Source organism: Paenibacillus phocaeensis, assembly GCF_900021165.1.
Taxonomy (GTDB): domain Bacteria; phylum Bacillota; class Bacilli; order Paenibacillales; family Paenibacillaceae; genus Fontibacillus; species Fontibacillus phocaensis.
Map to the genome: position 1 here is coordinate 94,145 of NZ_FCOQ01000021.1, position 24,929 is coordinate 119,073.

A 24,929-nucleotide genomic window follows, 5' to 3' on the forward strand; every position below is an offset into this window, starting at 1 on the left:
TGAGATCCAGGTATGTACACAAGATGTTCATGAGCATTCTTTGTCTTCTTGTAGGGTTGATGGTCTCCTTTCCGGTTATTTATTGCGTGGGAGTAAGCTTCATGAGCGCGTCTGACCTAAGCTCCTATCCTCCCAAGTTATTTCCAAGCACCTTATATTGGGAGAATTACAAGACGGTGTTTACCTCCACGCCTATTCTCCTGTTTATGTGGAACTCATTTTTGATCGCGTCGATCGGAACGATCGGAAGATTGATTACAAGCAGCTTAGCGGCGTACGCCTTTGCTTTCTTCGATTTTAAGGGCAAACATTTTTGGTTTCTGATTATTCTGGGAACGATGATGATTCCGGGCGATATGCTCATTATTACCAATTACATCACCGTAGCGAATATGAAATTAATCAACACCTACGCAGGCATCATGATTGTCATGATCGCCTCGGCCACGTTTATGTTTATGCTGCGGCAGCATTTCAAAACGATGCCTCGGGATTTCAGGGATGCTGCGTTTGTCGATGGCTGCGGGGATCTGCGTTTTTTTCTGAATATCCTGCTGCCAATGTCCAAATCCGTATTGTCGTCCATATTTATCGCTTCTTTTATCGGGCTGTGGAATGCTTACTTGTGGCCTTTATTGGTTACCAACACCGAGCATATGAGAACCGTACAGGTTGGAATTACGATGCTCCAATTCGAAGAAAGCATGGTGTACGGCCCGGTAATGGCGGGGGTTACCGTCATTCTGATTCCATCGGTATTTATTTTCCTCGTATTCCAGAGGCAGTTGGTACAAGGGATTACATTTTCCGCAATTAAAGGATAGGAGGCGTTGAAGTGAGCAGAACGTTTACCGTGATGACATTCAATTTGCGTACCGCAGTAGCTACAGACCCTTATGTATGGGAGGAAAGAAAGCATTGGGTAGCCAAAATCATCGAGGACCGCAAGCCGGATTTGATCGGTACGCAGGAAGCGACGGTTCCTATGCTGGATTGGCTAAAAGACCGATTCCACGGAACCTATGACGTGTATGGGGTTAACCGGACCCGTTCGGATGTGGCGGGGGAATTCAGCGCTATTTTTGTTAAAAGGGACAGTTTTTCCATCTTGCGAAGCGGTTCGTTTATGTTGTCGGAAACTCCGGATGTGATCGGCAGTTTTGGCTGGGATGCCCAATGCGAAAGAATTTGTTCATGGGTAGAGCTTGCTTTTCATGGCGAGACAAAGCCCGCGATAAGGTTTTTTAATACTCATCTGGATCATATGGGCAAGGTGGCTAGAACAGAAGGGTTGAGACTGATTTTGAAAAATGTTCGGGAACAGAATCTGGGTATCCTCTTACCGGTCGTACTAACCGGCGATTTCAACGATACTCCGGAGAGCGGATTGCTCGATGTGATCCATGAATTCGAGCCGATGACAAGTTGCTTCGACCTTATGTCCGAGGAAGAGAAGAAACATAGCAGAACGTTTCACGGCTATCAAGGGGGCACGGAAGGCAGCCCTATCGATTACATTATGAGCAGTCAAGGGATTGACTTTAAATCCAGTGCGATTGTGAGAGACAAGGTTGAAGAGGGGTACCCGTCGGATCATTATCCGATCGTGGCCCATATGGAAATGCAAGAAGATTAACCTGCCCATTCAGACGCAGACCCAGCGCACGGATAGGTAGTTAATATAAAAAACACACATAACCCTTAGGAGGATTGGGGAATGAGGAAAACCATTGCAGTACTAGCCGCATCGATCATACTACTTACCGGGTGCGGGACGAAAACCGACACAACCGCATCTTCCATGGACGCCAGCAGCAGCGCGGTGGCTAATGCCAGCCAGTCCGGAACGGTTCATTTAACATTTTGGCATGCCATGGGGGGCACGAATGAAGGTGTGGTGAAAGAAGTCGTCCAAAATTTCAACGATACGATAGGCAAGGAAAAGGGGATTGAAGTTACGCCGGTATTTCAAGGCAGTTACCAGGACTTGCTGAAAAAAGTAAAAGCGGCCGTCCAGGCGAAGGATACCAAAAACTTGCCGGATATCGTACAAGTTCCCGCATCGGACACGGCATATATCAAGGACGTGCCTAGTATTATCTGGGCGCAATCGATGATCGATAAAGACCCTTCTTTCAATATAGCGGATTTAGAGCCCAATACCGTTTCTTCCTTCAGCTTCAAAGGTAAATTGGCGGGCGTTCCGTTTGCCAACTCTACAGTTTTGTTGTACTACAATAAAAACATGTTTAAAGAAGCGGGGTTGGACCCGAATAAACCTCCTCAAACCATTGATGAAATGGGCCAATACGCCGCCAAGATGACGAAGAGGAACGGAGATCAAGTGACGCAATGGGGTCTTTCCGTAACGCCGGACCAATACCACTTATCGAGCTGGATCGGGATGCAGGGAGGCTATATCGGCAATAACAAAAACGGTCGTGAAGACACCATGACCCAAGTAGAATTTGATTCGACAGGGACGATGAAAGAATTCCTGACCACTTGGAAAAAGGCTGTTGAATACGGCGGCATCCAAACGGGCCCGGAAGTAAAAACGAACGAGGTCTTTGCTGCAGGAAAGCTGGGTATGTTCCTTAATTCTACGGCAGGAGTAAAAGGAACGTTAACCGCGGTAGGCGATAAATTTGAAGTAGGCACCGCGTTCTTGCCTAAGGTCCATGAGAGTGACAAAGGCGGAGTAGCTGTCGGCGGTTCGGCGCTGTACCTGGTGGACAGAGGCGAACCATCGAACATCGATGCCGCATGGGAATATATGAAATACAGCACTTCTCCCAAAACACAATTTACATGGCATACAGGCACCGGTTATTTTCCGGTCAACAAAAAAACCTATGAATTGCCTGAAATGAAGCAGCATTTGGAGAAAAATCCTTTATTTAAAACCGCAATCGAGCAGCTCCACGCATCGTCTCCGGAAACTCAGGAACCCATGAACCCGGTCTCCGGTGAATTCAACCGCGCGATAAAGGACGAAACCCTGGCCTATGTCACAGGCAAAAAAGATATCGACCAAGCCATTAAAGATATGGCCGCCGCCTCCAACAAAGCTTTGGAAGACTATAATAGGGTGAATAAGAAGTAGTCCTTGATAATCGTGTTGTAAGGACATATATGAGACGTGCATGGGGAGCCTTGATGTCCCATGCACGTCTTTTGTTGTAAGTAGACACGATTAAGGAGTTTTTGAGGGGATGCAGGTGCAGAATGCAGGATATCCCGGATCGCCTATACGATTTTGTTTACTTAGAGAGTATTATGCGAATATTGCATAAAATTCAACTCGCTCTATTCGAATACGGTAAACTTGTCTCGGGGGAGCGGCGTCAAGTTTTTTAACTCCTTACTTTGACAAGAACCTAAGAGGTCGAGCCAATGAAGAACATTATAGAAGAATTATATTACGGTAACCTACGTCCCGAAGAGCATATAGTCCCCTCGAATTCCGAGTATCGTCCGTTGACTAGAAAGATTTCTGCATTGATGGAAGAAGTCAAGCAAAGATTTTCGGAGAACGACTTCACAACCCTTGAGGAGATTTTGGATTTGAACGGGGAATCTAGTTCAATGATTACAAGTGAAGCTTTTGTACAGGGGTTTAGGATGGGGGCTTTGGTGATGGTTGAGGTGTTTAGGGGAGAGGGGAAGGGGAATGATGGAAGGTAGAGGTAGGCCTTGGAAAATAAAATTGGGATACTGTATGTACTTGCTGTTATATGAATATGATATAGATTCAAACTTTTGCTAATTTTAGCGGGAGTTTTTTATTTTTGAGCAAATAATTAATTCTTCGGCACATTATTCCAATTTTATAGTAGAATATAACTATAAGTCATATAGACTAAGGAATTTTGTTCATATATTCGACTTTACTTCTGTATTTCCCGAATCATAAATAAGGCGTTATATGAAAGGGATGCAATCAATTCTAAAGATAAATAGAAAATCTTGGGTACAATATTAATACCAACTTTATTACTCTGAAAGGTGATTGTGTGGATAATCAAAGTCCCAAATCTAAAAATAATTTTGTTCGAGCATTACTAGTTTTATTTATTCTATATCTTATAGGTATTATTACTTTTGCTTTCTTCAAGAAAGAACCTTCATATACATTGACACCTGAATATATAACATTATTTGTATTGATAACACTTTTGATACTTTCCGAATCTTTCGATAATTTAAGTATGGGGAAGATACTCAGCCTCAGTAGAGAAGTAAGTAAAAAAAGTGCAGAAGTTAAAGAGGTAAAGAAAGAAAATACAGAACTCAGAGATCACATTATAAAGATGACAACTTTAGTCAATCAAAATCAACACCAATCAAATATGACATTCCATGGAGTTACTCCGGAACTCTTGCAAATGATCGGTGTTATTAAAGCAAAAGATAAGAAGGATGATGAGAATGAGACGGAGCTGGTGTCTGAAACTTCTGAATCTGTTCAATCAAATAGTGATTTGAACAGCTGTGCTACCGTAAATAATCCAAAACCATTAAATCGACGTAGCTATTTTAGGGTTATTGAAATTGAGTCAATTGATAGATACTTATTTAAGTATAATATTCCTGAGGGAAATATAATAAGAGATGCACAATTCACTCCAGCTTTTAAAGGCCTGGATCCTATTATGGAACGTAGAATAATATTTGACGCTTATTTAAATACAGAGTTGAAAGAATACTTCTTTGAAGTATTACTAAATATTACCCCAGTTACTATTGACCGAATGTATGTTCAATTATCAAAGATTCATTATTATAGTCAAGCAAAGAATATCAAGGCACAATTAGTCTTGTTATTAATAGAGTTTCCAAAGGAGTTAGAGGAGTTTTATAATAAATCACTTTATCGTCCGCAACGAGTGCTTGAAGCGTTTCAGCCAGCAATCTCTAATGATTTATTGAGAGTTGAGACGATTGCTTTCAGCATGGATGATGTTGAAAGATGGAATAAAGAATTAGAAAAACCACACTAAACCGGTAATTTTACCGGTTTTTTTGTAACTAATTCAAGAAGGCATTCCAATCATATAACACCATATTCACGCATCGGGCATCTGGCCCTTGGTTCGGAAGGAACACGAAGCATTTCGTTGAGGCAATTCAATATTCAATAGAGGAGTAGAGTTAATAAATACAACCATATCTAACCAAATAGTGGGGATGATAAGGGATTCACAATCAAAATTACTTGATATTATTAAGGTTGTTTATTATTACAAAATGATTTCTGTACTAATAGAGTAGTAGAAAATATGAGAGAGTGATCTCCTTGGCGAACTGTTCAAAGATAAGGAATAAGAATTATTTATTGAAGTGGAGAAAATGTTGCTGAGCCAAGGATTCTTGAGTAGATACATACATATCATTCCTGAAAGGAGGTTGCAAATGAGCTTTCTTTTAAGTTCCGTAAAAGAGGCGACATATCTTTCTGCTCCTAAAGCAGAAAGGTACCGTCCCATCTGCTACGTTTTCTATCAGAAGTACCGTCAGGAATACAACTCTTATATGTTCCTGGATGATGTGTATCAAGAACTAGTAACTTCAGAGCAGTTTGGCCCTCACTTTAAGGATTACTCCGAGAAAGAATTGGAAGAAGACCTCAAGGCGCTAGTGAAATGGAACAATCTGATCGCCCATCAAGACGAGTCCCATGCACAGCGTATCGAGGATTTTTATAAACGCAAGAATTATTATGAGGTCACGCAATATACCATATCACTTGAACGTACGCTGGAGGAGATGCAACACAATCTGCAGGCGATCCGCGGTGGATCGTTCGAGCGCGTCTTGGCGGATCATATTTTAGAGGACCTGACCAAACTTCGCAGATGGAGTCCTTCGAACAACGGGACGTTAGGCGATATTCGCAACATCTGGCGGGATCTTATGTCCCGATTTGAAGCCCTACGCAACGGCACCGCCGACTTTTTGTCGCATGTAAACAGCGAACCATATGAACGTTTGATCCGTACGGAATCTTTTTTGCCGTACAAAGAAAAATTTGTACGTCTATTAAGCGACTTCGTGGTCGGCATTATGGAGAAGAAAGATTTGATCGAAGAGCGCCTCGGATTCATCGATGAAAGTGAGATTGAGCACATTATTTCCGCGATTGTTTCTTACGAAGTGGAGCAGCAAATCGATGATAAGTTTGAGGTGGAGCTTGCCTCTGAGCGAAGGAGGGCAGAATGGCTCGGTTTTAAAGGGTGGTTCGTGGAAATCAACGGCCGTAAAGCGAGTTCTCGCTTTCTCATCGAGCAAACCCGCAGCACCATCCAAAAAATTGTACGGATTGCAGATCAGATCAGCGATAAATTCAACTACTTTAAAAGCCGCAAGAATGACTATTTGGAGCTGGCCCGCATTTTTGCGAACACTTCAGACATGCGGGATTGCCATGTTATTGCTGCTGCAATGTTTGGAGCTTCAACTACAAAACACTTCTTAGTACCTCGTAAATCCGAGGATGATAGCACTAAGCATGTGTGGGAATGTGATCCGTTCGAATTGCCGCTCAACAAAAAGACGCCCGGGAACCGTAACGGACGCACCAAACTGCCTGTGTACGAAGATCCCTTAGCACAGATGTCTCTGGTTCAGGAACATCTGGAGAAAACGCGCATGGTGCAGGAGCAGTTCAACAGTCTAATCAAGGATGGCAAAATTACGCTAGATGAGATCGGTGTCGTGTATCCTGAAGTGAGGGATTTGTTGCTTGAGTTATTAGGACAAGCTATGATTACAAAAAGCTCAAAAAGTCGAACGGAAGACGGGCGCCGATTTTCTCTTAGGCTACGTTCTAGCAAGCGCATCCACTTGCGTTCCACTGACGGTACGCTGACGATGGATGATTACGAATTCGTGTTTACGGAGGAATAGCATGGATAAAGATCGGTTGGTGCTGCAGGAGTGCATTGAAGCTCTGTTTCACTACAACTGGATTCATCGGGACACGCAGGCGGATCTGTATTTTCAGATTCTTGCTCGAAAAGCGGATATCGCCGACACCGTGCGCGAATACTTTGGCTATCGTCTACTCTTGCGTAATGAGTTTATCAAACTTGAGAAAATTCCCGTCACAGCAAAGGCGTTTATGGGCGCTGGCGACTTTATAACGTCACTCCACTATATATTTTTCTGCTGTTTCCTTGCTTTCTTGGAAGACAACGGGGAAGACCGGCAGTTTACGCTGCAGAACGCTTGTGATGCCATCCGTATGTATTTTCCTGAAGAAGCAGTTACTTTCGCCTGGGAGGAGCGTTCGCACCGTAGGGCCTTTGCAGATGTTCTACAGCATTGCGTGAAATTAAGGCTCGTCTATGTCGTAGATCGTGACATTGACGGGTTTCGAGACAATGAAAAGCATGATGTTTTGTTTCAGACCACTCCATATTTCCGTCATTTCGCACCGCTGTACTTCTTCGATCTAAGCAAAATCCAAAATCGTAGCCAGTTAGAAGAGCATATTGCGAAAGAGATTGCCAGTGGTACAACTCCGAGACAACGGCTTCTGCGCAGATTATTTTTGGAATCGGCCGTCTATGATGACGAACTATCAGAAGAGGAAGTCAAGCTTCTGGAAGATAGGGAAGAGCTAGAGAGACTGAACGAAATGATTTCAGAACGGTTTGAATATTGGCACTTCGAACGGTACCATCGCACGACAATGCTTACCCATGCAGAAAACCGTTATGGAGACTATTATCCAAAAGATGAGCAGATTTCAAATGCTGCCGTGCAATATGCAACCTTCATTTGGGATAAGGTAAACAGCCAAGAAGTAGCTCTTGATCATAAAGGTTGTGTTTTATGTTCGGAATATGAGGCGATCAAATGGTTTCAAGAGATCAAAGATCTGCATAGTCATGGGTGGACCAAATCGTTTACAGAACGGCCCGTCACCGCCATTTGGAGAGAGGTTATGGAGTATATGTCTGACTTTCATATGGCGGATGCGCTTACGGGCGAGCAGGTTGTATTTTATTCCGCTGCGGGGCGCGTTACTGGGGAATACGTATCTCATTCTACATAAACGGAGGTGATAGGCGATGAGTACGTTTCATTTAAATCGCTTCGGTCTTATAAATTTCTGGTATCACGGTGACACGGTTTTTGAGTTTAGCAATGGACGCCTTTTTGTCCGCGGTGCCAATGGTTCTGGTAAATCAGTATCCACTACCATGGCGGTGCCGTTTTTGCTTGACGGTGATAAACGACCGTCACGCCTTGATCCATTCGGTTCACAAGATCGGCGGATGATCGATCTTTTGCTCGGCAATAAGCATGTGTCAAAACGCGAGGAAGGTACAGGATATCTCTATATGGAGTACCGTAAAGAAAACACCTTTGTGACCGTTGGCATCGGCTTAAATGGTAAGCGGCGGGAGAGTGACAACACCATTCGTACATGGTATTTCATTCTCCATAATAAGCGCATTGGGAAAGACATTCAATTATATGATGAAAAGATTGTAAGCGGGGAAGCTAAAAAGTTTCTTCTTACCAGGGTTGAATTGGCGGACCGCATTGGCAGGGACGGAGAGGTCACCGACAGCCAGCAGCGTTATGTAGAGATCGTGAATCAAGAAATTTATCGGTTTAATACTACGCAGGAATTTAAAGAACTGATCGGCGTGCTGCTCCAACTCCGAAGTCCGAAGCTCTCTAATGCTGTAAAAGCGAGCGAGGTGTCCAACGTTCTCTCTGATGCTCTTCCAGAACTGTCACAATATGAATTGGCCCCGCTCTCCTCATCATTGGAGAGCATGGATAGCCTGCAAGAAAAGAAAACTCGTCTTGGCCGTGAACTCAGTGTCCTTACGATGTTGGCGGATGCGTACGACACATACAACCAGTTCTCACTATATGAGAAGGCGAAGCATCTCGTATCCAGCGAGAAACGGTTCAATGAATCCATGAAGCGAATGAATGAATATAAATCTGCCGAATCTGCAGCACTGGCGACCAAAACAGATTTGGAACGGAAATGGACAATACAATCCAACATCAAAGATACCCTCCAGAGAAAAATCGCTTCCATGCAAGGTCATGCACTCTTTACGCTAGAGGAAGAATTAGGAAAGGTAAGGGAAGCTCTGCACGAGTCAGAAAAAAAACTGCAAACTAAGATCGAATCCTTGGACAAGAATAAATCACAACAACGCCAAGTGGAGAATCGGATCAAACAAAGTGAAGGGGAGGAATACAAAGCTGCCAAAAGCCGCAAGGATGTGCTTTCGGAGATGGAATCGCTAGCGGATGAAGCCTATTTCAAGCCCCACACCGCCTTGCGTCAGTACTTTGAAGCCAGTCCCGGAAATTTCTCAGACGCAGGATTTCAAAATTGGCATGATTCCCTTAAGGAGTATCACAGCAAGGTGGAGGACATCGCGAGTCAACTTCGATCATTGCAATCTCGCCTTGAACACGAGGAGCGGATGCAGCGAAATGTGGCGGCCGAAGAAGAACGTGCAGAAGGAATCGAAGCAGAGATTCGTGCCTTGGAGAAAGAAATTGCCGAGAGCGCCGCTTCGGTCGAAATGGCTGTTGTAAAATGGGCAGAAGGGGCCCAACAATTTCATGTTCAGACTAGCGAGCTTCTCGATGCACAGGAAATTCTGCAAGGGATTGGCGACCTTTTGGATGACTCCTCTCCTTTGAAGGTAACGGATTGGTTAAATGGTTTGTATAACAAGCGTCTCGGCACACTTCAACAAGAGCTAGCGAACCTAACGGCCTCCATCGGTTTTCTTCAAAAGCAAATTGAGGAAACGGAAACAAAGGCGGAAGAACTATCTGCGCAAAAGGAGATGGAGCCCGATCTTACCGCTTTTGAGGTGGCAGAAATGGAGCGCTTGCGCACACAGAATATCCGCGCTGCTTATTTTTATGAAACGGTTGAATTTATGGAGCACATAGAGCCGTCCGTGAAAGAAGCTATCGAAGGTGCTATTACCCGAGCGGGTCTTCTAACGGCTCTTGTGGTTCATGAAAGCGATCGTTCGATGGTTGCCGCTTCCATGACAGTAGTACAAAAAGGCTCCTATAAAGAAGAAAATCTGCTGACTTATGTGCGCCCGACGCCGATTAACGGGCTCTCCGAGGATGACATTAGCGCCGTACTGCAAACTATATCTATTGTTCCACATGAGGAAGGATATATGCTTGAAACAGGTGAATTCCGCAGCGGCATGGTCGGGGGGCTGGCGCCTCGATACGACGATGCGTACATTGGGAAATCCGCGCGGGAACAAATTCGGGCACGTAGGTTAAAAGAACTGCAAAATCTGCGTGACGAACTCATGAATAGAAAATACGATTTGGAGTCGGAACGCTTTTCCGTGGAAAATCAGCAGCGCCTGCTTCATATAGAGCGGGATATGTTCCCGTCTATCGAGGGGCTAGAGGATTCCCTTGCCCGCTATGAAATCAAGACCAGAGAACGCATTGCGCAGCTTTCCTTATTGGAACGGCTCCAAAACGAACTGCGTGTGTATCGCAACGAGACCCAAGTCACGCGCAATGAGCTCTATTATACAGCACAGGAAATGGAGCTTCCGCTTCCGCTTACGCACTCTAGCTATCAGCAGGCCCTCGGCGATCTTGCACGTTACCAAAAAAAGCTCACCGACCTTCAAGTGGCGCACATCGGGTGGCTTTCTGAGATTAAATTACTGTCTAGCCTTGGGGAAGAAAAAGAACGTTTAGTTGATGATTTTGGGTTCCTGATGGATGAGAAAACGGATCTTGAACGGAGCATTGCCAGGAACAGATCGATGGAGGCGATGTATCTTGAGCGAATAGAGGATCTCGGCGATGCAGACGTGAAACAGGAGATCGAGGAAGCAAGAAAGGCAGCACTTGAGGCGGATGAACTGCTGGAAACTTATCGCAAACAAATCAATAATGCAGAAATTAATATCCGCACGTATGCTGAAAACCTTGAGAAAGAACAGCCGCAGATGGAAGAGCGGCTGAGACTGTTGAATGCGTGGACGAAAGTATTCCAAGAGGAGCTATCTCTAGGTTTTGTATGTTCTCTGCAGAGCCCTTCCCAGGTCGTAGAGACGTTGGAGGACACTTGTAATGCGCTTTCGGCGGATGTGGTGCTTTCTACACTTAAAGATGCAGAAGCCCACGCGCAGCGCGAACTTGTAGATTACAATCTTAAGCAGTCGCGGCGAACGATCCCGATTGAAGTTCAGTCCAAAGACAAGGAAGACGCATCATGGCAGCTCCTTGCACAGCACTGCTCGCGGCAATTTTTGGTCTTTTCGCCCCAGCATGTGGAGAACACGCCTAGGGAAGTACACGGTGATGTGGATAATCAACTAAAGCTTATATCACGGCATATTCAGGAAGAGGAGCAAAAGTTGTTTGAAAAGGTGCTCATTGACGTCGTCGGTACCGCGATCCATGAGAAAGTGCGTGCCGCGAAGCGCTGGGAACAAGATGCGAACGTGATGCTGCAGCGAGTGAAGGGCACCATTCAGATGCGGCTCGAATGGGTTCCTCTCGCAAGCAAAGAAGACGACCAAATTTCGACGACGGAGCTACTGTCGTATTTGTCTAAAGAGTCTATCTATTTGACGCCGTCGCAAAAGGAAAAAGTGCGCTCGCACTTCATGTCCAAAATCAATGAAGCCCGCAAAAAGTGCAAGGACGACGCGAGTTTCTCGATGTTTGAAGAAATGAAGAATGCGCTGGATTACCGCAAATGGTTCCGCTTTAACATGTTCATCACGCGCAAGGGCATTCCGGAAGAGCGCTTTACAAATAAGGTGTTCGGGGAGCTTAGTGGCGGGGAAAAGGCGATGAGCATCTACTCGCCTCTGTTTGCGGCGATAGCGGCCAAATATTCCTATGCCGCGCCTGATGCACCGCGTATCATTTCATTGGATGAGGCGTTTGCGGGTATCGACAGCGAAAACATTGCGCAGATGTTCCAACTTGTGCATGACTTTGAGTTCGATTATATTATGAACTCCCAGGTGCTATGGGGCTGTTACGAAACGGTGGACGAACTCTCCATTGCCCAAATTCTTCGTCCTGTGGACTCTCCTGTGCTCGCTGTTGCACGTTACTATTGGGACGGCAAAGAAAAACATCATTTATCACTAGAGCAAAGTATCGAGGAGCGTTCCCGCAATGCAGGATAACAGACAACTTGTCGAGATCTTTAGACGCAGCGGCGGCTTTGGCCGCCTTTTCGACTTGTATCGTAAGAAATTTGAAAGTTATGGGGCATTCGGTACAGTGCAAATGCGTCCCACCGATGAAGAGGAAAAGGCATTGCGTGGATTCCTTGGTGTACGCTACAAGGCACCACGCTTCCCAGCCGCAGATTTTGAAAAGGCGATTTCGGAAGCTGGATACACTGTTTCACTGCTTGAACTGTTGAATATATACTACGGCCATCAACTTATTACCAAACGTGAACAAAAAGAGTTAAGATTATTGGCTTGGGCTGATCTTTTCGGTCAAGTAAAACAAGACTTTATTACCCAATTCAATATTTCTAATAGTGACCTTGAAAATTTTAATCAAAAGACATTTAATTGGTTACAAAGATTGGAGGAAGGAGAAGCCAAAGGCTGTAGGATCCTAAGGACGGTTTTTGACAAAGGTACAAATGCCTATTCAGAATTGCTAACATGTTTGAGTGCTTTATGGAATTTACTTATGAGAAAAGACGAGATGTTTAAAGAATGTGGAATCTCTACCGGAAAAATTAGATTACCTATGTTCGCTGCTTATGTTACTGAGGACTCACATGCTTTTGATAAAACAAATTCAATAGGAAGATTATTATGGAATGCCCTTGATGACATAAATAGTCAAAGTTTAAAGCGAATCGGAAATAATGATAGCCATATGACACTCATACCAGAGTATTTGTTTGAACGTCAAATCTATAGGAATTTCGACATTTTGGATGATGATCTTAGTTCGATTTCACATGTTTTTGTACCGAATTTAGTTAAAGCTACTTCTCCCCGCACGTTAAACTTGCGTGAAATTGAAGAGATGAAGCAATTTCCAATGTACTCGTCAATATATATTATCGAAAATCCGTCTGTTATTTCTTATCTAGTTGATGAAACCATTCATTTTCTTAATCTAAACAAGTTTTCATTGGAGCAACTTCCACCAGATTTTCCAGTTCTACTTTGTACAATTGGACAGGCAAGAACTGCTTCTAAAGTGTTTATAGAAAAATGCCTTAAAGCAAATCCAAGTTGCGTTATTTATTATTCTGGTGATCTTGATGTTCCAGGCATTCAGATGTTAAACAATATGGAGGATCAATTCTCAGCAGAATTTTACGCTTGGCGTATGGAAGCTTCTATTTATCGTAATTATGTTGCACCCAAAAGCAAACCTTTATCTGATGCAGACTTAAAAATCCTTCAAGGATTAAAAGGCGGCTTAACAAAAGAAATGGTGCAGATTAAAGCAAAGGTTTATCAGGAATTATTTGGAAAAGAATTAAGGGGTGATTGGATTAAAGAAGTATCTTCTGTGATTTATAAAAATTAAGTTGAAATAAATGAATTGAGGCAGATTTTAACACTCTCAAATCCCGAATAAACAAGAATGCTTTATAAAAGATTGTGAAAGGAGAATTCAGACTATGAGTGAACTTCAAAGTGGATCAATAAATGAAGCATTTGATAAATACTGGTTTGGATTTAACTATTGATTACAGTGAAGTAGCCCTAGATTCAATATTTAATGATGATGTTACCAGTGAAATACCAATACTAAAGAGCATAATATCCTTAGGAAGGTTAGGAATTTCTATAAAACAACTTCATTTTACCAAGAAAGTACTTTGTTTTTTAAGAGAATTTCATTCGAGGAATTCGACAGATAATTTTTCTGATTTTAAATATAAGCTTATTACTGATGAAAAGTTCAAGTACAAAGTTACTGAACAAATTATATTGATTATTGATAGATTAAGGACTGAACAACGATCTGTTTTGTTTGCTAAGCTGTTTATAGGCCATATACAAGAAAAATACGATTGGGATACGTTTTGTTACTTCTCGGAATGTTTAGATTCAATGCAGCCTCTTGATATAGATGTGCTTGGATATTTATCTACTAAAGAATCTGAGGAAATTGGGAAAATAGCTATTCATTCATGTGATAGGTATATGCTAATAGCTTCATAGAAAGATTAAAATCCTTTGGGTTTGTTGGTATGAAAGAGCTGACTTGGATTAGTACAGCTGGTGACTTTAAAAAAGAAGCATGTATAAGTAGCTTAGGAGTAATAATATTCAATGCATTTAGAATTTAGATATTTCTATGAAACACTTTCGTATAACAGATAACGGTCTAATCACGACTTAGGATAGCTGAATACATTTCCATCCGATTCAGATCAATAATCATATTGCTGCTCTTCAAAACATCCAACCCAATTAGGCCATTTATTTGATCGATATCCTCATGAAAGACACCAAAATCAACATAAGCATTGTTCATAATGTAATCTCCTAGCTGAACTTGATCAATCCGCTTTCGGAAAGAGTATTCATCTCCTCCAATTCCAAAACTGCGTACAAGTTTGTCTCCATTTTCAAAGTGAATTCCGATTTGTGCCGCGAGATCGGAAGAGAGGAGAGAATGGGCTGCACCGGTGTCGATAACTAGATGATCGATGGTCAAGGAGCGTCCTTTATAATGGATCGTCATAGAGGTCTGCAGTAGATTATCGATATAATCGATCTTCATGTTATCGGCTCCTATAGAATGGAGGTTTTCTTAGCTCGATCGCAATTTTTTCTTGGCCGGTGTGGTAAACGATGTTATTGTCTTTGCATCTTAGGAGCTCTTTGGTCGCTTCGGAGGGGTCTTGAATGGCTCGAACCAGAGCTACCTCTTCAACGTACTGAATGTTATCTTCCGTATAGGAGTCGAGAATTTCAAGCAGTACATATTGATCGGGATAAACCGTACGAACTTCCTGCCATTGCATAAAATCACTCCATTTCTCAGTGTTTCATTTATAGAAATTATATCATGTTTTGAGAGGCGGTCCCCCCCCCAACACATAAGCCCATGAACCGCATTATAAAAAGGACATGCAAATCAATATAAAGGCACAATAGGAGTGAATCGGCGGGCGAGTTAAGTAGTAGTGCTGGTTTCCCGTTTGTGGCTTGCGGTTTTTTTGGAGTGATTTTGTTTTTAGTGCATCACAAAGTTTTTGAAGTCGATAACCGCTTGACTTCTTGTGAAATAATCAACCCCGAGTATTGCATCAAAACCGTAAGGGATTTTTGTCATTGCTAATTGTAAAGTGTAATTTGATAGATGGTTTGAATCGATTGAGATATCGTCTACTGTTTGTTGAAATGCTAGTTCACTTTTGCCACCAATCCCATACATTCGGACGGCTCTGCCAATTTCGGTGTTAATCATAAGACCGATCGAAGAAACGATGTCAGTATCAAATACCGAAATTGCACAGCCCGTGTCGAGGAGAACATTTTCTAGAGTAATCGTGCTAGATTTATAGCCTAATTTAACGGAAATAAGCGGCAGACCATTTTTCATGACAATCTTCATTGTAAGCCACGTACTCCAGTAAAGGGTTGCTCAATAATCTCAAGGTGCTCATGTGAGGTGTGGTAAATGTAATATTCCCGACTGGGATCGGCAAGGTGGTGTTCTTTGTAGGCTTGCCAGGCGCAATTCGTATCATCAAAATCAGAAATAACGGCCAGTTCCTCAACTTGCCGCTGTTGATTGGCGGATTTTGCGGAGATTGCTTCAAATAATACCCAGCGATCCGGAAACTGTTTTCTAACCTTAGGCCATTTCATATATAACACCTCAAATCTTTTTTATGATACTTTTATTTTACTATAACAAACATAGAGTTGAAATCAATTGAATGTAGATCGAAGGCATATGGGAGAAAAAATCATGTTCAATTTCCAAAATCATACAAACTGTAATAGTCTCGAAGGAGTTCATCAGCGATAGCCAAGAGGAAGTGAAAGAAGTGAACATCCCTATATTAACCACAAAGCTGCATATTCCTCCGGCGCGATCGAAAGCGGTTTTACGCTCACATTTGTTTGAACGCTTGTCTGAGGGGCAGCAAGGAAAAGTAACGCTAATCTCCGCTTCTGCAGGCTATGGTAAAACCACGTTGGTCAGCGAGTGGCTGGCTGACTGCAGACGTCGGGCCGCTTGGTTATCGCTGGATGAAGGTGACAATGATCCTGGGCGATTTCTCCTTCATCTTATCGCTGCCATAAAGAACATCGTTGACGTTAACGACCAAGGTGTATGGAAAGCGCTGCAATCTCCGCAACCGTTGCCGATCCCATACATCCTTACTGCTTTAGTCAATGCAATATCCTCCGGTTCAGATTCATTTATTCTCGTTCTTGATGACTATCACGTCATTGAATCTCAAACCGTGCATGATGCTCTGTCTTTTCTGATCGATCATCAACCGTTACAGATGCATTTGATCATCATGACGCGCGAAGAGCCGAAGCTGCCGATCGCCAGATTACGGGCGAAAAACCGATTAACCGAACTGCGCGGAAACGACCTGCGTTTCACCCGGGATGAAGCGATGTTATTTTTTAACCAAATCATGGGGCTTCATTTATCATCGGCGGAGGTATTTGCTCTGGAGGCACGCACAGAAGGGTGGATTGTCGGGCTGCAATTAGCCGCGATCTCGATGCAGGGTTGTTCGAATACGACCCAATTCATTTCATCCTTTACCGGCAGCCACCGTTTTGTGTTGGACTATTTAATGGAAGAAGTCCTTATGCAGCAATCTGAAAAGGTTCAGACCTTTTTGCTTCATACCTCCATTCTTGATCGATTTTGCGGCTCCCTCTGTGATGCCGTTCTACCGCAAGGTATGGGGGGAGATGAAATCCTGGCGTATCTTGAGCGTTCCAACCTCTTCATGATCCCGTTGGATAGCGAGCGTCATTGGTACCGTTACCATCATCTTTTTGCTGATTTGTTGCGACAGCGTTTGTATCATGCCAACAAGGACAAGGCCGAGGAGATCGCCGTTCTACATACCCGGGCAAGCCACTGGTTTGAAGAGAATGATCTTGAGATCGAAGCTTTTCAGCACGCTGTGGCGGCTCAAGATGTGGATCGGGCTGCCACATTAATCGAAGGAAGGGAAATGCCTCTACATTTTCGCGGCGCCGCTCAGCCTGTATTAAATTGGTTGAAACGCCAGGACGCGTCCACGCTGAACGAACGGCCGTCGCTCTGGGTGATTTATGCCTCCGCCTTATTGATGATCGGCCAAGTGGACGGAATCGAACAAAAACTATCCGCTGCCGAAGCGGCCATGAAGCAGATCGATTCCAAAGAGGTAGATCCTGATCTAATCGGGCATATCGCATCGATCCGGGCCACGCTTGGAGTTACTCGGAACGAGACGGATACCATTATTGCCCAATCCCTCCTCGCGTTGGAGCAGCTGCATCCGAATAATCTGCCTGTGCGCGCGGCGACAAGCTGGACGTTAGGCGTTGCCTACCAGCTGCAGGGCGATCGCGCAGCCGCCAGACGAGCTTATACTGAAGCCTTATCGATCAGCAAGCGAATGGGGCACTTGATTATTACGCTAATGGCAACATTAGGTACAGGCCAGATTCAGGAGCTCGACAATCAGTTGAACCTGGCCGTGCAAACCTATAAACAAGTGATTGAACTGGCTGGCGAACCGCCATTGCCGGCTGCTTGTGATGCCTACTTGGGCATGGCTCGTATCTTCTATGAATGGAACGATTTGGAGGCAGCCGAACAGCATATAGGGCAGAGTATCCTGTTGGCCAAGCAGATCGAAAACACGGATAGGCTATCCGATAGTGAACTATTTGCGGCTAAATTGAAACTCGCCAGACAAGATATTTTAGCCTCGGAAGCTTTGTTAACTAAAGTTCGTTATGAAGTGCAAGAACGATCCTTTCCTCACCTTTTGGGTGAAGTTCAACATTTGGAACTTCTTATTTCTCTTCATCACGGCAACTTTCCGGAAGCCGTCAAGCATTTGGAAACTAGTGAATGGCCTGTTCTGCAGTCAAGAATGCATATGATCCAAGGGAATGCAAGCGCGGCTCTGGCCCTACTGGCTCCTTTGTATGACCAAGCGAGAGCGAAGCAATGGAAGAACGAACAGCTTAAGCTTCGTGTACTCCAAGCCTTAGCCTTTCAGGTCCAAGGCGATCTGGAGAGGGCGCTTCAAAGATTAAAAGATGCTTTGACACTGGCAGAGGATGAAGGTTTCGTTCGTCTTTTTGTTGACGAGGGTAAGCCCATGCTTGATTTGTTAACGGAAGCGGCTACCCGTCGGATCCAGCCGGAATATACCGGTTTTTTACTGTCCAACATGCATCATGAACAGAAGCTCAATCATTTCGCGATTCACAGTCCACCCATTCGCTTCGAACCTTTCAGCGATGCCTTAAGCCAGCGTGAACTGGAAGTTCTGCAACTGATTGCCCAAGGCCTCTCCAATCAAGAAATAGGGGATCGGCTTTTCCTGGCCTTAAGTACCGTGAAGGGGTATAATCGTAATATTTTTGACAAATTGCAGGTTAAACGGCGAACCGAAGCGATCGCACGTGCCAGAGAGCTCGGCCTGATATAACTGACTCCGGTCTTAAGCAATGCCTAAAGGCAAAGCTTGGGACTTTTTTAGTTCGCACCAACTTTAATACTTTAGTATCTACTCGGTCATACCTTGCAGCCAATATACTATTCGTAAAACACTCTGGCTGATCATCAGGTAAAAGGGGGAGGCGTCCTGCAAACCAACAGAAAAACGGCAGTCTACCTTGGGCTGCTGCTCATATTTAGTTTTGTTAGTGGCATATTTAGCTCTGTTCCTGCATTAGAACGTTCCGATTACCTTGTAAAGTTGTCGGAGATCGAAACGCAAGTTTTGGCGTGTTTCTCGCTGTACTCCTAATATTCAGAGGTTTCAATAAATAAAATCTAATAAAAACGGAGATGGAATATGAGAGTATTAGTGCTTGGGGCAAGCGGAGCTACCGGCAAACAAGTCGTCAGGCAATTCATTAAAAGACAAATCTCTACTCGGATTCTCATCCGAAATAGTGCAGTTCTTCCCACAGACTTACTAGAGCATCCATTGGTGGAAATCGTAAAGGGGAATATCAACGAATTAAATGACGCTGAAATGAATCAACTTCTACGTGATTGTGATGTCATGATCTCCTGTCTTGGTCATAATCTAACGCTCAAGGGGATGTTTGGCAAACCTCGTGATTTGGTGTTTGATGCCATCCAAAGAATCTGCGAAATGGCCCCAAAAAGCGCTGGCAAAAGAGTGAAACTCATCCTGATGAGTACAGTAGGTTACACGAACACGTTATCGGGAGAGACAAATTCACGGGGAGAAAAAATCGTCTTATCCATACTAAAGCTTTTGCTTCCTCCTCATCGAGATAATATGAAGGCAGCCAATTATTTGATTGCCAAATTAGGTAAAGAAGACGACAATGTCGGATGGGTTGCCGTACGGCCGGATACCTTAGTCGATCATGATGAAGAGAGTCCCTATGATATTTGTGAAGCTCCGGTAAGAAGCCCCATATTCAATGCGGGTAAAACAAGCCGAATCAATGTAAGTCATTTTATCGCTGAACTAGCGACGGATGATAAGATGTGGAAGGATTGGGAATTCAAAACCCCGGTGATTTATAATAAATAAAGAGGTTGCGCATGCCGCCGAAGAGCAGAAATCGAAAGAGTTTCGTTTCTCTGATGGACACTTCTACTGCACCAACTTCTTGACCCTCCCCACCTAACGCTTACCAGCAACGCTATTTGCGCCGAAACGGGGACTTGTAAAATCTAACGCTTGCAGGAGAGCTTATTTCCCGACTTTTCTGCAGAAAAGCGGTGTTTTTGGCCGTATAAGCGCTGTGGTCAGCGTTAGAAATGAAACTCTCCTTTTTTTGCCCCAATAAGCGTTCTGGTCAGCGTTAGCGTAAATAGGGAACGGCGCAGGTTGGCCTTGTTCGGACGTTGAACGCGGCGCAGCTACAGGTTGGCTAGACTTGTGCCCGCCTTCGGCGCCCCTCTATTCCGCCGTGCCTGCCTTGCGGGAAGATCAGCGATAGCTTGGCCCGACGATCGAATGGGGGATAGACCACCCCCTATTGGGAAGTGCAAAGTGCCAACCTACTCGATTACTTCGATCCTCTTCCGATCGGTCTCTAATTTATAGGCTTGGGGATTGTCGTCCGCCCCTTGCAGCGTGAATTCAGCAACGGCGGAGACTTCGTAGACGCCCGGGGTCTTAAAGCGATACGGATGTTTCTCCTGGATGACGTCGTCCGGATCAATAGGGCGCATGACGCCAATGTCGGTTCTTACGATAGGATCGGCATTTCCTTCGCTGTCTTGGATGACATAGTAAAAGACCGGCTCTCCCGTTATGATTTCGAACGTTTGATCCGCCGTGTTTTTTAATTCCGCTTCCAAGGAGAACGTCGTGTTGACCTTCACTTGTTCAGGAGCCGCAAACCGTACGGAGAAGAAGTTGTCTTGGCTGCTTGACGTTTGCGTCTGAGCAGGCGGAGCGGGTTCCGTCTTCGCCGGATTGGCGTCAAGGCCCGGTTCGGAAGCTTGGCAACCAAGCAAAAGGGCGAACAAGAGAATAAATCCGAATGGTTTCATCATAAACACCTCCATCCTATGGACGATAGGGCGGGGGTGTTTGTTGCTCTATCATGGATCCAACTTATAAAACAACGGATTATGCCCGGTAACTTGCTTGAACACTCTGCCAAAATGCGTGACGCTGCCGAACCCTACCTTTTTGGCAATCAGGTTGACCTTCAGGGAGGAGTGGACCAGGAGTTTCTTGGCTTCCTTGACCCGAATGCTGTTCAAATATTCCACAAAGGTAAACCCCGTCGCTTCTTTAAAACAGCGGCTTAAATAATAGGGACTCACGTAGAACTTCTCCGCCAGCAAATGCAGCGATAACTTCTCGGCATAATGGTCGTTAATGTAACGAACAATCTCCGAAATCCGTTCATGCATCGGACTTGGGAACGGCGGCTCCGGGCTGTTTTGCTTCACTTGCCGGCAGCATTTGATGAGCAGTTGCAGTGTTAAAGTGAGCGCATACATCACGAAGCCGGGGTTGGCCTCGCGCATCTCCTGAATGAGTTGCTGCGCCAGCATCCGAGTGGATCCTGGGTCCAGTTGGGCACTTCGGATGAGGAGATATTCCTTCTCGAACAACGGCTGCAGGATGTCCGGAGAAGCGTTTTTCGCCGGGAGCATTTCTTTCTCATGAATATTTATGATCAGCCGCTCGTGTTCGGGGATTTTCGCATTGGTGGTTCGATGCAGGATGTTCGGAGGGATAATGACGATATCTCCCGCTTCAATCACGAGGGTTCGATCTTTAATGAAAATCTCCCGTTTGCCGGCCAGCAAATAGTAGATCTCGTACGTACTGTGAAAATGGCTGCTCGGCATATAAATGCTCAACGCCTTCCGGTGGGATACCGAGAAGGTTCCTTCATCGTTATCGTATTGAAGATCTCTCAAGACACGCACCGCCTCAAATCCGATTTGATGATTCATTATACCTTGAACTCACGCAAGATATAAGAAGAATCTGCGCTTTATCGCAAAAAATGTACATATTCCTGTGCTACGATGTGGCTTGAGAACATCCCAAGGAGGAATGAGAGGATTGAATTCAGCACACACCGAGATTGAGAAGGGGCGGAAAGAAGCGCTGACTCCCCTACAATGGGCGGAGAAAGCCTGCGAAGCGTTGATGGCCAAATACGAGCCGGAACAGCTTCCGCCAGACTGGTTCCATTATCATCAGGGGGTTTTTCTGTCCGGCATGGAGCAATGCTGGCGGGAGACCGGGAAGCAAGAGTATTTCGATTATATCAAACGTTGGGTAGACAGCCAGGTTCTCGAAGACGGCAGCATCAAGAAGTGCCACACCGGGGAGTTGGACGATATTCAGCCGGGCGTGCTGCTGTTTAACTTGTATGAGCAAACGGGAGACGAACGTTATAAAAAAGCATTGGATAAGCTGGTTCCCTTGCTGAAATCCTGGCCGACCAACGCTTCGGGCGGGTTCTGGCATAAGAATCATTTCCCGAATCAAATGTGGCTGGACGGATTGTATATGGCCGGGCCGATTGCTGTCCAATACGCCAAGACTTTCGGGGCAAGCGAGTATTTCGACATGATGACCTATCAGGCTATTTTGATGGCGGAACGCACTCGGGATCCTAAGACCGGCTTGTTGTATCATGGCTGGGACGAGACGAAGGAAGCGGAATGGGCGGATCCGGTTACCGGCTTGGCGCCGGAGTTCTGGGGCCGTGCGATGGGGTGGTATCCTATCGCGCTGCTGGATATGTTCGAGTTCCTTCCGGAAGACCACAAGGACAAGGCCAAGATGATCGACATCCTTCAGGATTTACTGATCTCCCTGTCCAGATATCAGGATGCAACAACCGGCTTATGGTACCAGGTTGTCGATAAAGGCGACCGGGCGGATAATTGGGTCGAGGTCTCCTGCTCTTCGATGTACGTCTTGTCTATTGCCAAAGCCGTGCGCCTCGGTTACCTTGACGCCAAGTATCTGGAGGTTGCTCGGAAGGGTTACCAGGGTGTGATTGATACGCTAAAATACGATGAGAACGGCAGGATGATCCTCGGCCATATTTGCGTCGGGACGAACATCGGCGATTATGCGCACTATGTGGCCCGCCCTACCAGCGAGAACGATTTGCACGGCGCCGGGGCCTTTATTCTGATGTGTATGGAATTGAATCGGGCCAAGCTGTAAGCCTGGGGCAGCCGATTTGCTTAAGGACGCGAGCGATTCGCGTCCTTTTGTTGTGCGGTAAGCGAAAAACAAAATTTCTCTAGAAAAACCTAGAGATTCTTAAGGTCTGCAGCAGAGGGACTGCGGTACAGTATAAACATCATCGAACAGCAATCAACCAGGAAAGAAGGTTAGAACATGCCAACAACACCTGCGACCGCCGGAATGGACAGCGCGCCGAAGGCTAAACTGGCCTTTTATGAGACCAAGAGGTTTCGGCAGAATATTCCGCTGTTCCTCATGCTTGTACCGGGGATCCTGTATTACGTGATATTCCGGTATTTTCCTATGGGCGGGCTTGTGATCGCTTTCAAGGATTACAACTTTCACGATGGCATTTTGTCCAGTCCGTGGGTGGGATTGAAGTATTTCAAGATTTTGTTCCAGTCCGACGCTACGCTGCAGATCATCTGGAATACCCTCTCCTTAAGTATTCTGAATCTGATCTTCGGCTTTCCGGCGCCGATCATTATCGCCATCGCCCTGAACGAGGTTCGCAAAAGATGGCTGAAGCGCTGGATTCAAACGATCATTTATCTGCCTCATTTCCTGTCCTGGGTCATTATCGCGGGGCTGGTGCTTACCTTGTTTTCGATCGACGGCGGCACCGTCAACAAGCTGCTGGAGCAATGGGGGATGGAGCCGGTGCCGTTCCTGTATCGCATCAACTCCTGGGTCACGATCTTTATCGGCTCCGGGATGTGGAAGGAGATGGGGTTCGGGGCCATTATCTATCTCGCCGCCCTTTCGTCCATTGATCCCAGCCTGTACGAATCCGCCGCCCTGGACGGCGCGGGCAAGCTGAGACAGATCTGGCATATTACGCTGCCGGGCCTCCGTCCTACGATCATCCTTCTGTTGATCCTGGGCATGGGCCGCCTGATGGAGGTAGGGTTCGACCAGGTCTACAACTTACAGAATCCCACCGTCCTGGAAAAAGCCGAGGTCATCAGCACCTACGTGTACAAAGTGGGGCTGCAGAAAGCGCAATTCAGCTTGACTACGGCCATGGGGCTCTTCGAGTCTTTTGTCGGCCTGGTGTTGCTGTTGTCGGCCAACGCATTGGCCCGGAAATTCGACCAGGGGTTATTCTAGGGGGGAACTACATTGAGAGAGTCGGCTAGCGGAAAGGCTTTTTCGGTATTCGTTCATACGGTCCTGATCATCATAGCGCTCACCTGCATTTTGCCTTTCCTGCATTTGATCGCTTTATCCCTAAGTGAAGGGCATGCGGTGGATCTGGGTCAAGTCTGGTTCTGGCCGGTGGGCCTTGATTTCACCGCTTATGAATACTTCTTTCAGAACACGCCGGCCTTGCGGGCGTTCAGCAACAGCGTCATCATCACATTGGGCGGAACGGCGCTTAGCATGCTGACCACGGTGCTGACGGCGTATCCTTTGTCCCGCCGCTATCTGTATGCCCGCAAGCCGCTCACAACGGCCGCGCTCTTCACCATGTTGTTCAGCGGCGGCATGATTCCCACTTATCTGGTAATGAACAACTTGCATTTGACGAACACTTACTGGTCCTTATGGTTCGTTGGGTTGATCAGCACTTATAATATGTTAATTATGAAAAGCTTCTTTGAAAACATTCCGGGTGAAGTCACGGAATCGGCCCAGATAGACGGTTGCGGCGAGATGCAGCTGCTTCTGCGCATCATTTTGCCTCTGTCCCTGCCGATGCTGGCCACATTGACGTTATTCTACGGAGTGGGGTACTGGAACATGTTCATGAACGTCATTCTGTACATCAATCGAACGGAGCTGCAGAATCTCACGGTTGTCGTCCAGAGTATGCTGCAAATTCAGAGCATGGACAACATGATGGCGATGGATATCATGCAGCAGCAGGAGCTGATCTCCGAGAAGCTGAAGGCGGTAGGCGTGATGGTGATGGTGGTGCCGATGCTGGTCGTTTATCCGTTTTTGCAGAAATATTTTGTGCAGGGGATTATGCTCGGTTCCATTAAAGGCTAGCGGCAACACT

Annotated in this window: 21 protein-coding genes; 15 read left to right on the forward strand and 6 right to left on the reverse strand. The window is 45.4% G+C overall.

Annotated features, from left to right (window positions below; genetic code table 11):
• The first annotated feature begins 101 nt into the window (after positions 1–101).
• The 10 genes from BN3795_RS15025 (at position 102) to BN3795_RS15070 (ending at position 14,210) form a co-directional block, all read left to right on the forward strand.
• Positions 102–824, forward strand: a complete 723-nt coding sequence (locus BN3795_RS15025) for a carbohydrate ABC transporter permease (protein ID WP_232729939.1) — start codon at positions 102–104, stop codon at positions 822–824.
• An 11-nt stretch (positions 825–835) separates the two neighbouring features.
• Positions 836–1,636, forward strand: coding sequence for an endonuclease/exonuclease/phosphatase family protein (locus tag BN3795_RS15030; RefSeq protein WP_068785498.1), 801 nt, complete (start codon positions 836–838; stop codon positions 1,634–1,636).
• Positions 1,637–1,717: 81 nt separating this feature from the next.
• Positions 1,718–3,106, forward strand: coding sequence for an ABC transporter substrate-binding protein (locus BN3795_RS15035; RefSeq protein ID WP_068785499.1), 1,389 nt, complete (start codon positions 1,718–1,720; stop codon positions 3,104–3,106).
• 290 nt (positions 3,107–3,396) lie between these two features.
• Positions 3,397–3,687, forward strand: a complete 291-nt coding sequence (locus BN3795_RS15040) for a DUF6809 family protein (protein ID WP_068785500.1) — start codon at positions 3,397–3,399, stop codon at positions 3,685–3,687.
• A gap of 329 nt (positions 3,688–4,016) precedes the next feature.
• Positions 4,017–5,003: a hypothetical protein gene (locus BN3795_RS15045; RefSeq protein ID WP_068785501.1), complete on the forward strand. Its 987-nt coding sequence runs from the start codon at positions 4,017–4,019 to the stop codon at positions 5,001–5,003.
• 412 nt (positions 5,004–5,415) lie between these two features.
• A complete protein-coding gene (locus BN3795_RS15050) occupies positions 5,416–6,909 on the forward strand; it encodes a TIGR02677 family protein (protein ID WP_068785502.1) in 1,494 nt (497 codons plus the stop codon).
• Position 6,910: 1 nt separating this feature from the next.
• Positions 6,911–8,062 (forward strand): TIGR02678 family protein, encoded by a 1,152-nt coding sequence (locus BN3795_RS15055; RefSeq protein ID WP_068785503.1) that lies wholly within the window; start codon positions 6,911–6,913, stop codon positions 8,060–8,062.
• A 16-nt stretch (positions 8,063–8,078) separates the two neighbouring features.
• Positions 8,079–12,188, forward strand: a complete 4,110-nt coding sequence (locus BN3795_RS15060; RefSeq protein WP_068785504.1) for a TIGR02680 family protein — start codon at positions 8,079–8,081, stop codon at positions 12,186–12,188.
• Positions 12,178–13,569, forward strand: coding sequence for a TIGR02679 domain-containing protein (locus BN3795_RS15065; protein WP_068785505.1), 1,392 nt, complete (start codon positions 12,178–12,180; stop codon positions 13,567–13,569). The genes BN3795_RS15060 and BN3795_RS15065 overlap by 11 nt, the downstream gene beginning before the upstream one ends.
• Positions 13,570–13,691: 122 nt before the next feature.
• On the forward strand, positions 13,692–14,210 hold the full coding sequence (locus tag BN3795_RS15070) for a hypothetical protein (protein ID WP_068785506.1): 519 nt from the start codon (positions 13,692–13,694) through the stop codon (positions 14,208–14,210).
• Between the two features lie 166 nt (positions 14,211–14,376).
• Here the strand turns inward: BN3795_RS15070 and BN3795_RS15075 are convergent, their stop codons facing one another.
• The 4 genes from BN3795_RS15075 to BN3795_RS15090 all read right to left on the reverse strand — a co-directional run bounded on the left by BN3795_RS15075 (position 14,377) and on the right by BN3795_RS15090 (position 15,869).
• Positions 14,377–14,775, reverse strand: coding sequence for a retropepsin-like aspartic protease (locus BN3795_RS15075; RefSeq protein WP_068785507.1), 399 nt, complete (start codon positions 14,773–14,775; stop codon positions 14,377–14,379).
• A 1-nt stretch (position 14,776) separates the two neighbouring features.
• Entirely contained in the window at positions 14,777–15,019 is a 243-nt protein-coding gene (locus BN3795_RS15080; RefSeq protein WP_068785508.1) for a hypothetical protein, read from the reverse strand.
• 212 nt (positions 15,020–15,231) lie between these two features.
• The gene (locus tag BN3795_RS15085; RefSeq protein WP_068785509.1) at positions 15,232–15,612 is read right to left on the reverse strand and encodes a pepsin/retropepsin-like aspartic protease family protein; all 381 of its coding nucleotides are present in this window, start codon (positions 15,610–15,612) and stop codon (positions 15,232–15,234) included.
• Positions 15,609–15,869: a hypothetical protein gene (locus BN3795_RS15090; RefSeq protein WP_068785510.1), complete on the reverse strand. Its 261-nt coding sequence runs from the start codon at positions 15,867–15,869 to the stop codon at positions 15,609–15,611. The genes BN3795_RS15085 and BN3795_RS15090 overlap by 4 nt, the downstream gene beginning before the upstream one ends.
• A 173-nt stretch (positions 15,870–16,042) precedes the next feature.
• Here BN3795_RS15090 and BN3795_RS15095 point away from each other — a divergent pair, with 173 nt between their 5' ends.
• Positions 16,043–18,688 (forward strand): LuxR C-terminal-related transcriptional regulator, encoded by a 2,646-nt coding sequence (locus tag BN3795_RS15095; RefSeq protein ID WP_332835607.1) that lies wholly within the window; start codon positions 16,043–16,045, stop codon positions 18,686–18,688.
• Between the two features lie 369 nt (positions 18,689–19,057).
• On the forward strand, positions 19,058–19,774 hold the full coding sequence (locus BN3795_RS15100; RefSeq protein ID WP_068785512.1) for an NAD(P)-dependent oxidoreductase: 717 nt from the start codon (positions 19,058–19,060) through the stop codon (positions 19,772–19,774).
• A gap of 473 nt (positions 19,775–20,247) precedes the next feature.
• Here the strand turns inward: BN3795_RS15100 and BN3795_RS15105 are convergent, their stop codons facing one another.
• Complete coding sequence (locus tag BN3795_RS15105; RefSeq protein ID WP_198524727.1) at positions 20,248–20,748, reverse strand: hypothetical protein; 501 nt, start codon at positions 20,746–20,748, stop codon at positions 20,248–20,250.
• Positions 20,749–20,796: 48 nt separating this feature from the next.
• On the reverse strand, positions 20,797–21,630 hold the full coding sequence (locus BN3795_RS15110; protein WP_068785539.1) for an AraC family transcriptional regulator: 834 nt from the start codon (positions 21,628–21,630) through the stop codon (positions 20,797–20,799).
• 148 nt (positions 21,631–21,778) lie between these two features.
• Between BN3795_RS15110 and BN3795_RS15115 the strand changes: the two genes are divergently transcribed.
• From BN3795_RS15115 to BN3795_RS15125, 3 genes are all read left to right on the forward strand, one after another.
• Positions 21,779–22,900: a glycoside hydrolase family 88/105 protein gene (locus BN3795_RS15115; protein ID WP_269800217.1), complete on the forward strand. Its 1,122-nt coding sequence runs from the start codon at positions 21,779–21,781 to the stop codon at positions 22,898–22,900.
• Between the two features lie 177 nt (positions 22,901–23,077).
• Positions 23,078–24,034, forward strand: coding sequence for an ABC transporter permease (locus tag BN3795_RS15120; RefSeq protein ID WP_068785515.1), 957 nt, complete (start codon positions 23,078–23,080; stop codon positions 24,032–24,034).
• A gap of 12 nt (positions 24,035–24,046) precedes the next feature.
• Positions 24,047–24,919, forward strand: coding sequence for a carbohydrate ABC transporter permease (locus BN3795_RS15125; protein ID WP_068785516.1), 873 nt, complete (start codon positions 24,047–24,049; stop codon positions 24,917–24,919).
• Positions 24,920–24,929 lie beyond the last annotated feature (10 nt).

Bases quoted from the DNA above. Each gene is read 5' to 3' on its own strand.
- BN3795_RS15055 (WP_068785503.1), top strand. From the start codon at position 6,911: ATGGATAAAGATCGGTTGGTGCTGCAGGAGTGCATTGAAGCTCTGTTT.
- BN3795_RS15050 (WP_068785502.1), top strand. From the start codon at position 5,416: ATGAGCTTTCTTTTAAGTTCCGTAAAAGAGGCGACATATCTTTCTGCT.
- BN3795_RS15075 (WP_068785507.1), bottom strand. From the start codon at position 14,775: ATGAAGATCGATTATATCGATAATCTACTGCAGACCTCTATGACGATC.
- BN3795_RS15025 (WP_232729939.1), top strand. From the start codon at position 102: ATGAGCGCGTCTGACCTAAGCTCCTATCCTCCCAAGTTATTTCCAAGC.
- BN3795_RS15070 (WP_068785506.1), top strand. From the start codon at position 13,692: ATGAAGCATTTGATAAATACTGGTTTGGATTTAACTATTGATTACAGT.
- BN3795_RS15090 (WP_068785510.1), bottom strand. From the start codon at position 15,869: ATGAAATGGCCTAAGGTTAGAAAACAGTTTCCGGATCGCTGGGTATTA.
- BN3795_RS15065 (WP_068785505.1), top strand. From the start codon at position 12,178: ATGCAGGATAACAGACAACTTGTCGAGATCTTTAGACGCAGCGGCGGC.
- BN3795_RS15085 (WP_068785509.1), bottom strand. From the start codon at position 15,612: ATGAAGATTGTCATGAAAAATGGTCTGCCGCTTATTTCCGTTAAATTA.
- BN3795_RS15040 (WP_068785500.1), top strand. From the start codon at position 3,397: ATGAAGAACATTATAGAAGAATTATATTACGGTAACCTACGTCCCGAA.
- BN3795_RS15080 (WP_068785508.1), bottom strand. From the start codon at position 15,019: ATGCAATGGCAGGAAGTTCGTACGGTTTATCCCGATCAATATGTACTG.
- BN3795_RS15035 (WP_068785499.1), top strand. From the start codon at position 1,718: ATGAGGAAAACCATTGCAGTACTAGCCGCATCGATCATACTACTTACC.
- BN3795_RS15105 (WP_198524727.1), bottom strand. From the start codon at position 20,748: ATGATGAAACCATTCGGATTTATTCTCTTGTTCGCCCTTTTGCTTGGT.
- BN3795_RS15100 (WP_068785512.1), top strand. From the start codon at position 19,058: ATGAGAGTATTAGTGCTTGGGGCAAGCGGAGCTACCGGCAAACAAGTC.
- BN3795_RS15060 (WP_068785504.1), top strand. From the start codon at position 8,079: ATGAGTACGTTTCATTTAAATCGCTTCGGTCTTATAAATTTCTGGTAT.
- BN3795_RS15120 (WP_068785515.1), top strand. From the start codon at position 23,078: ATGCCAACAACACCTGCGACCGCCGGAATGGACAGCGCGCCGAAGGCT.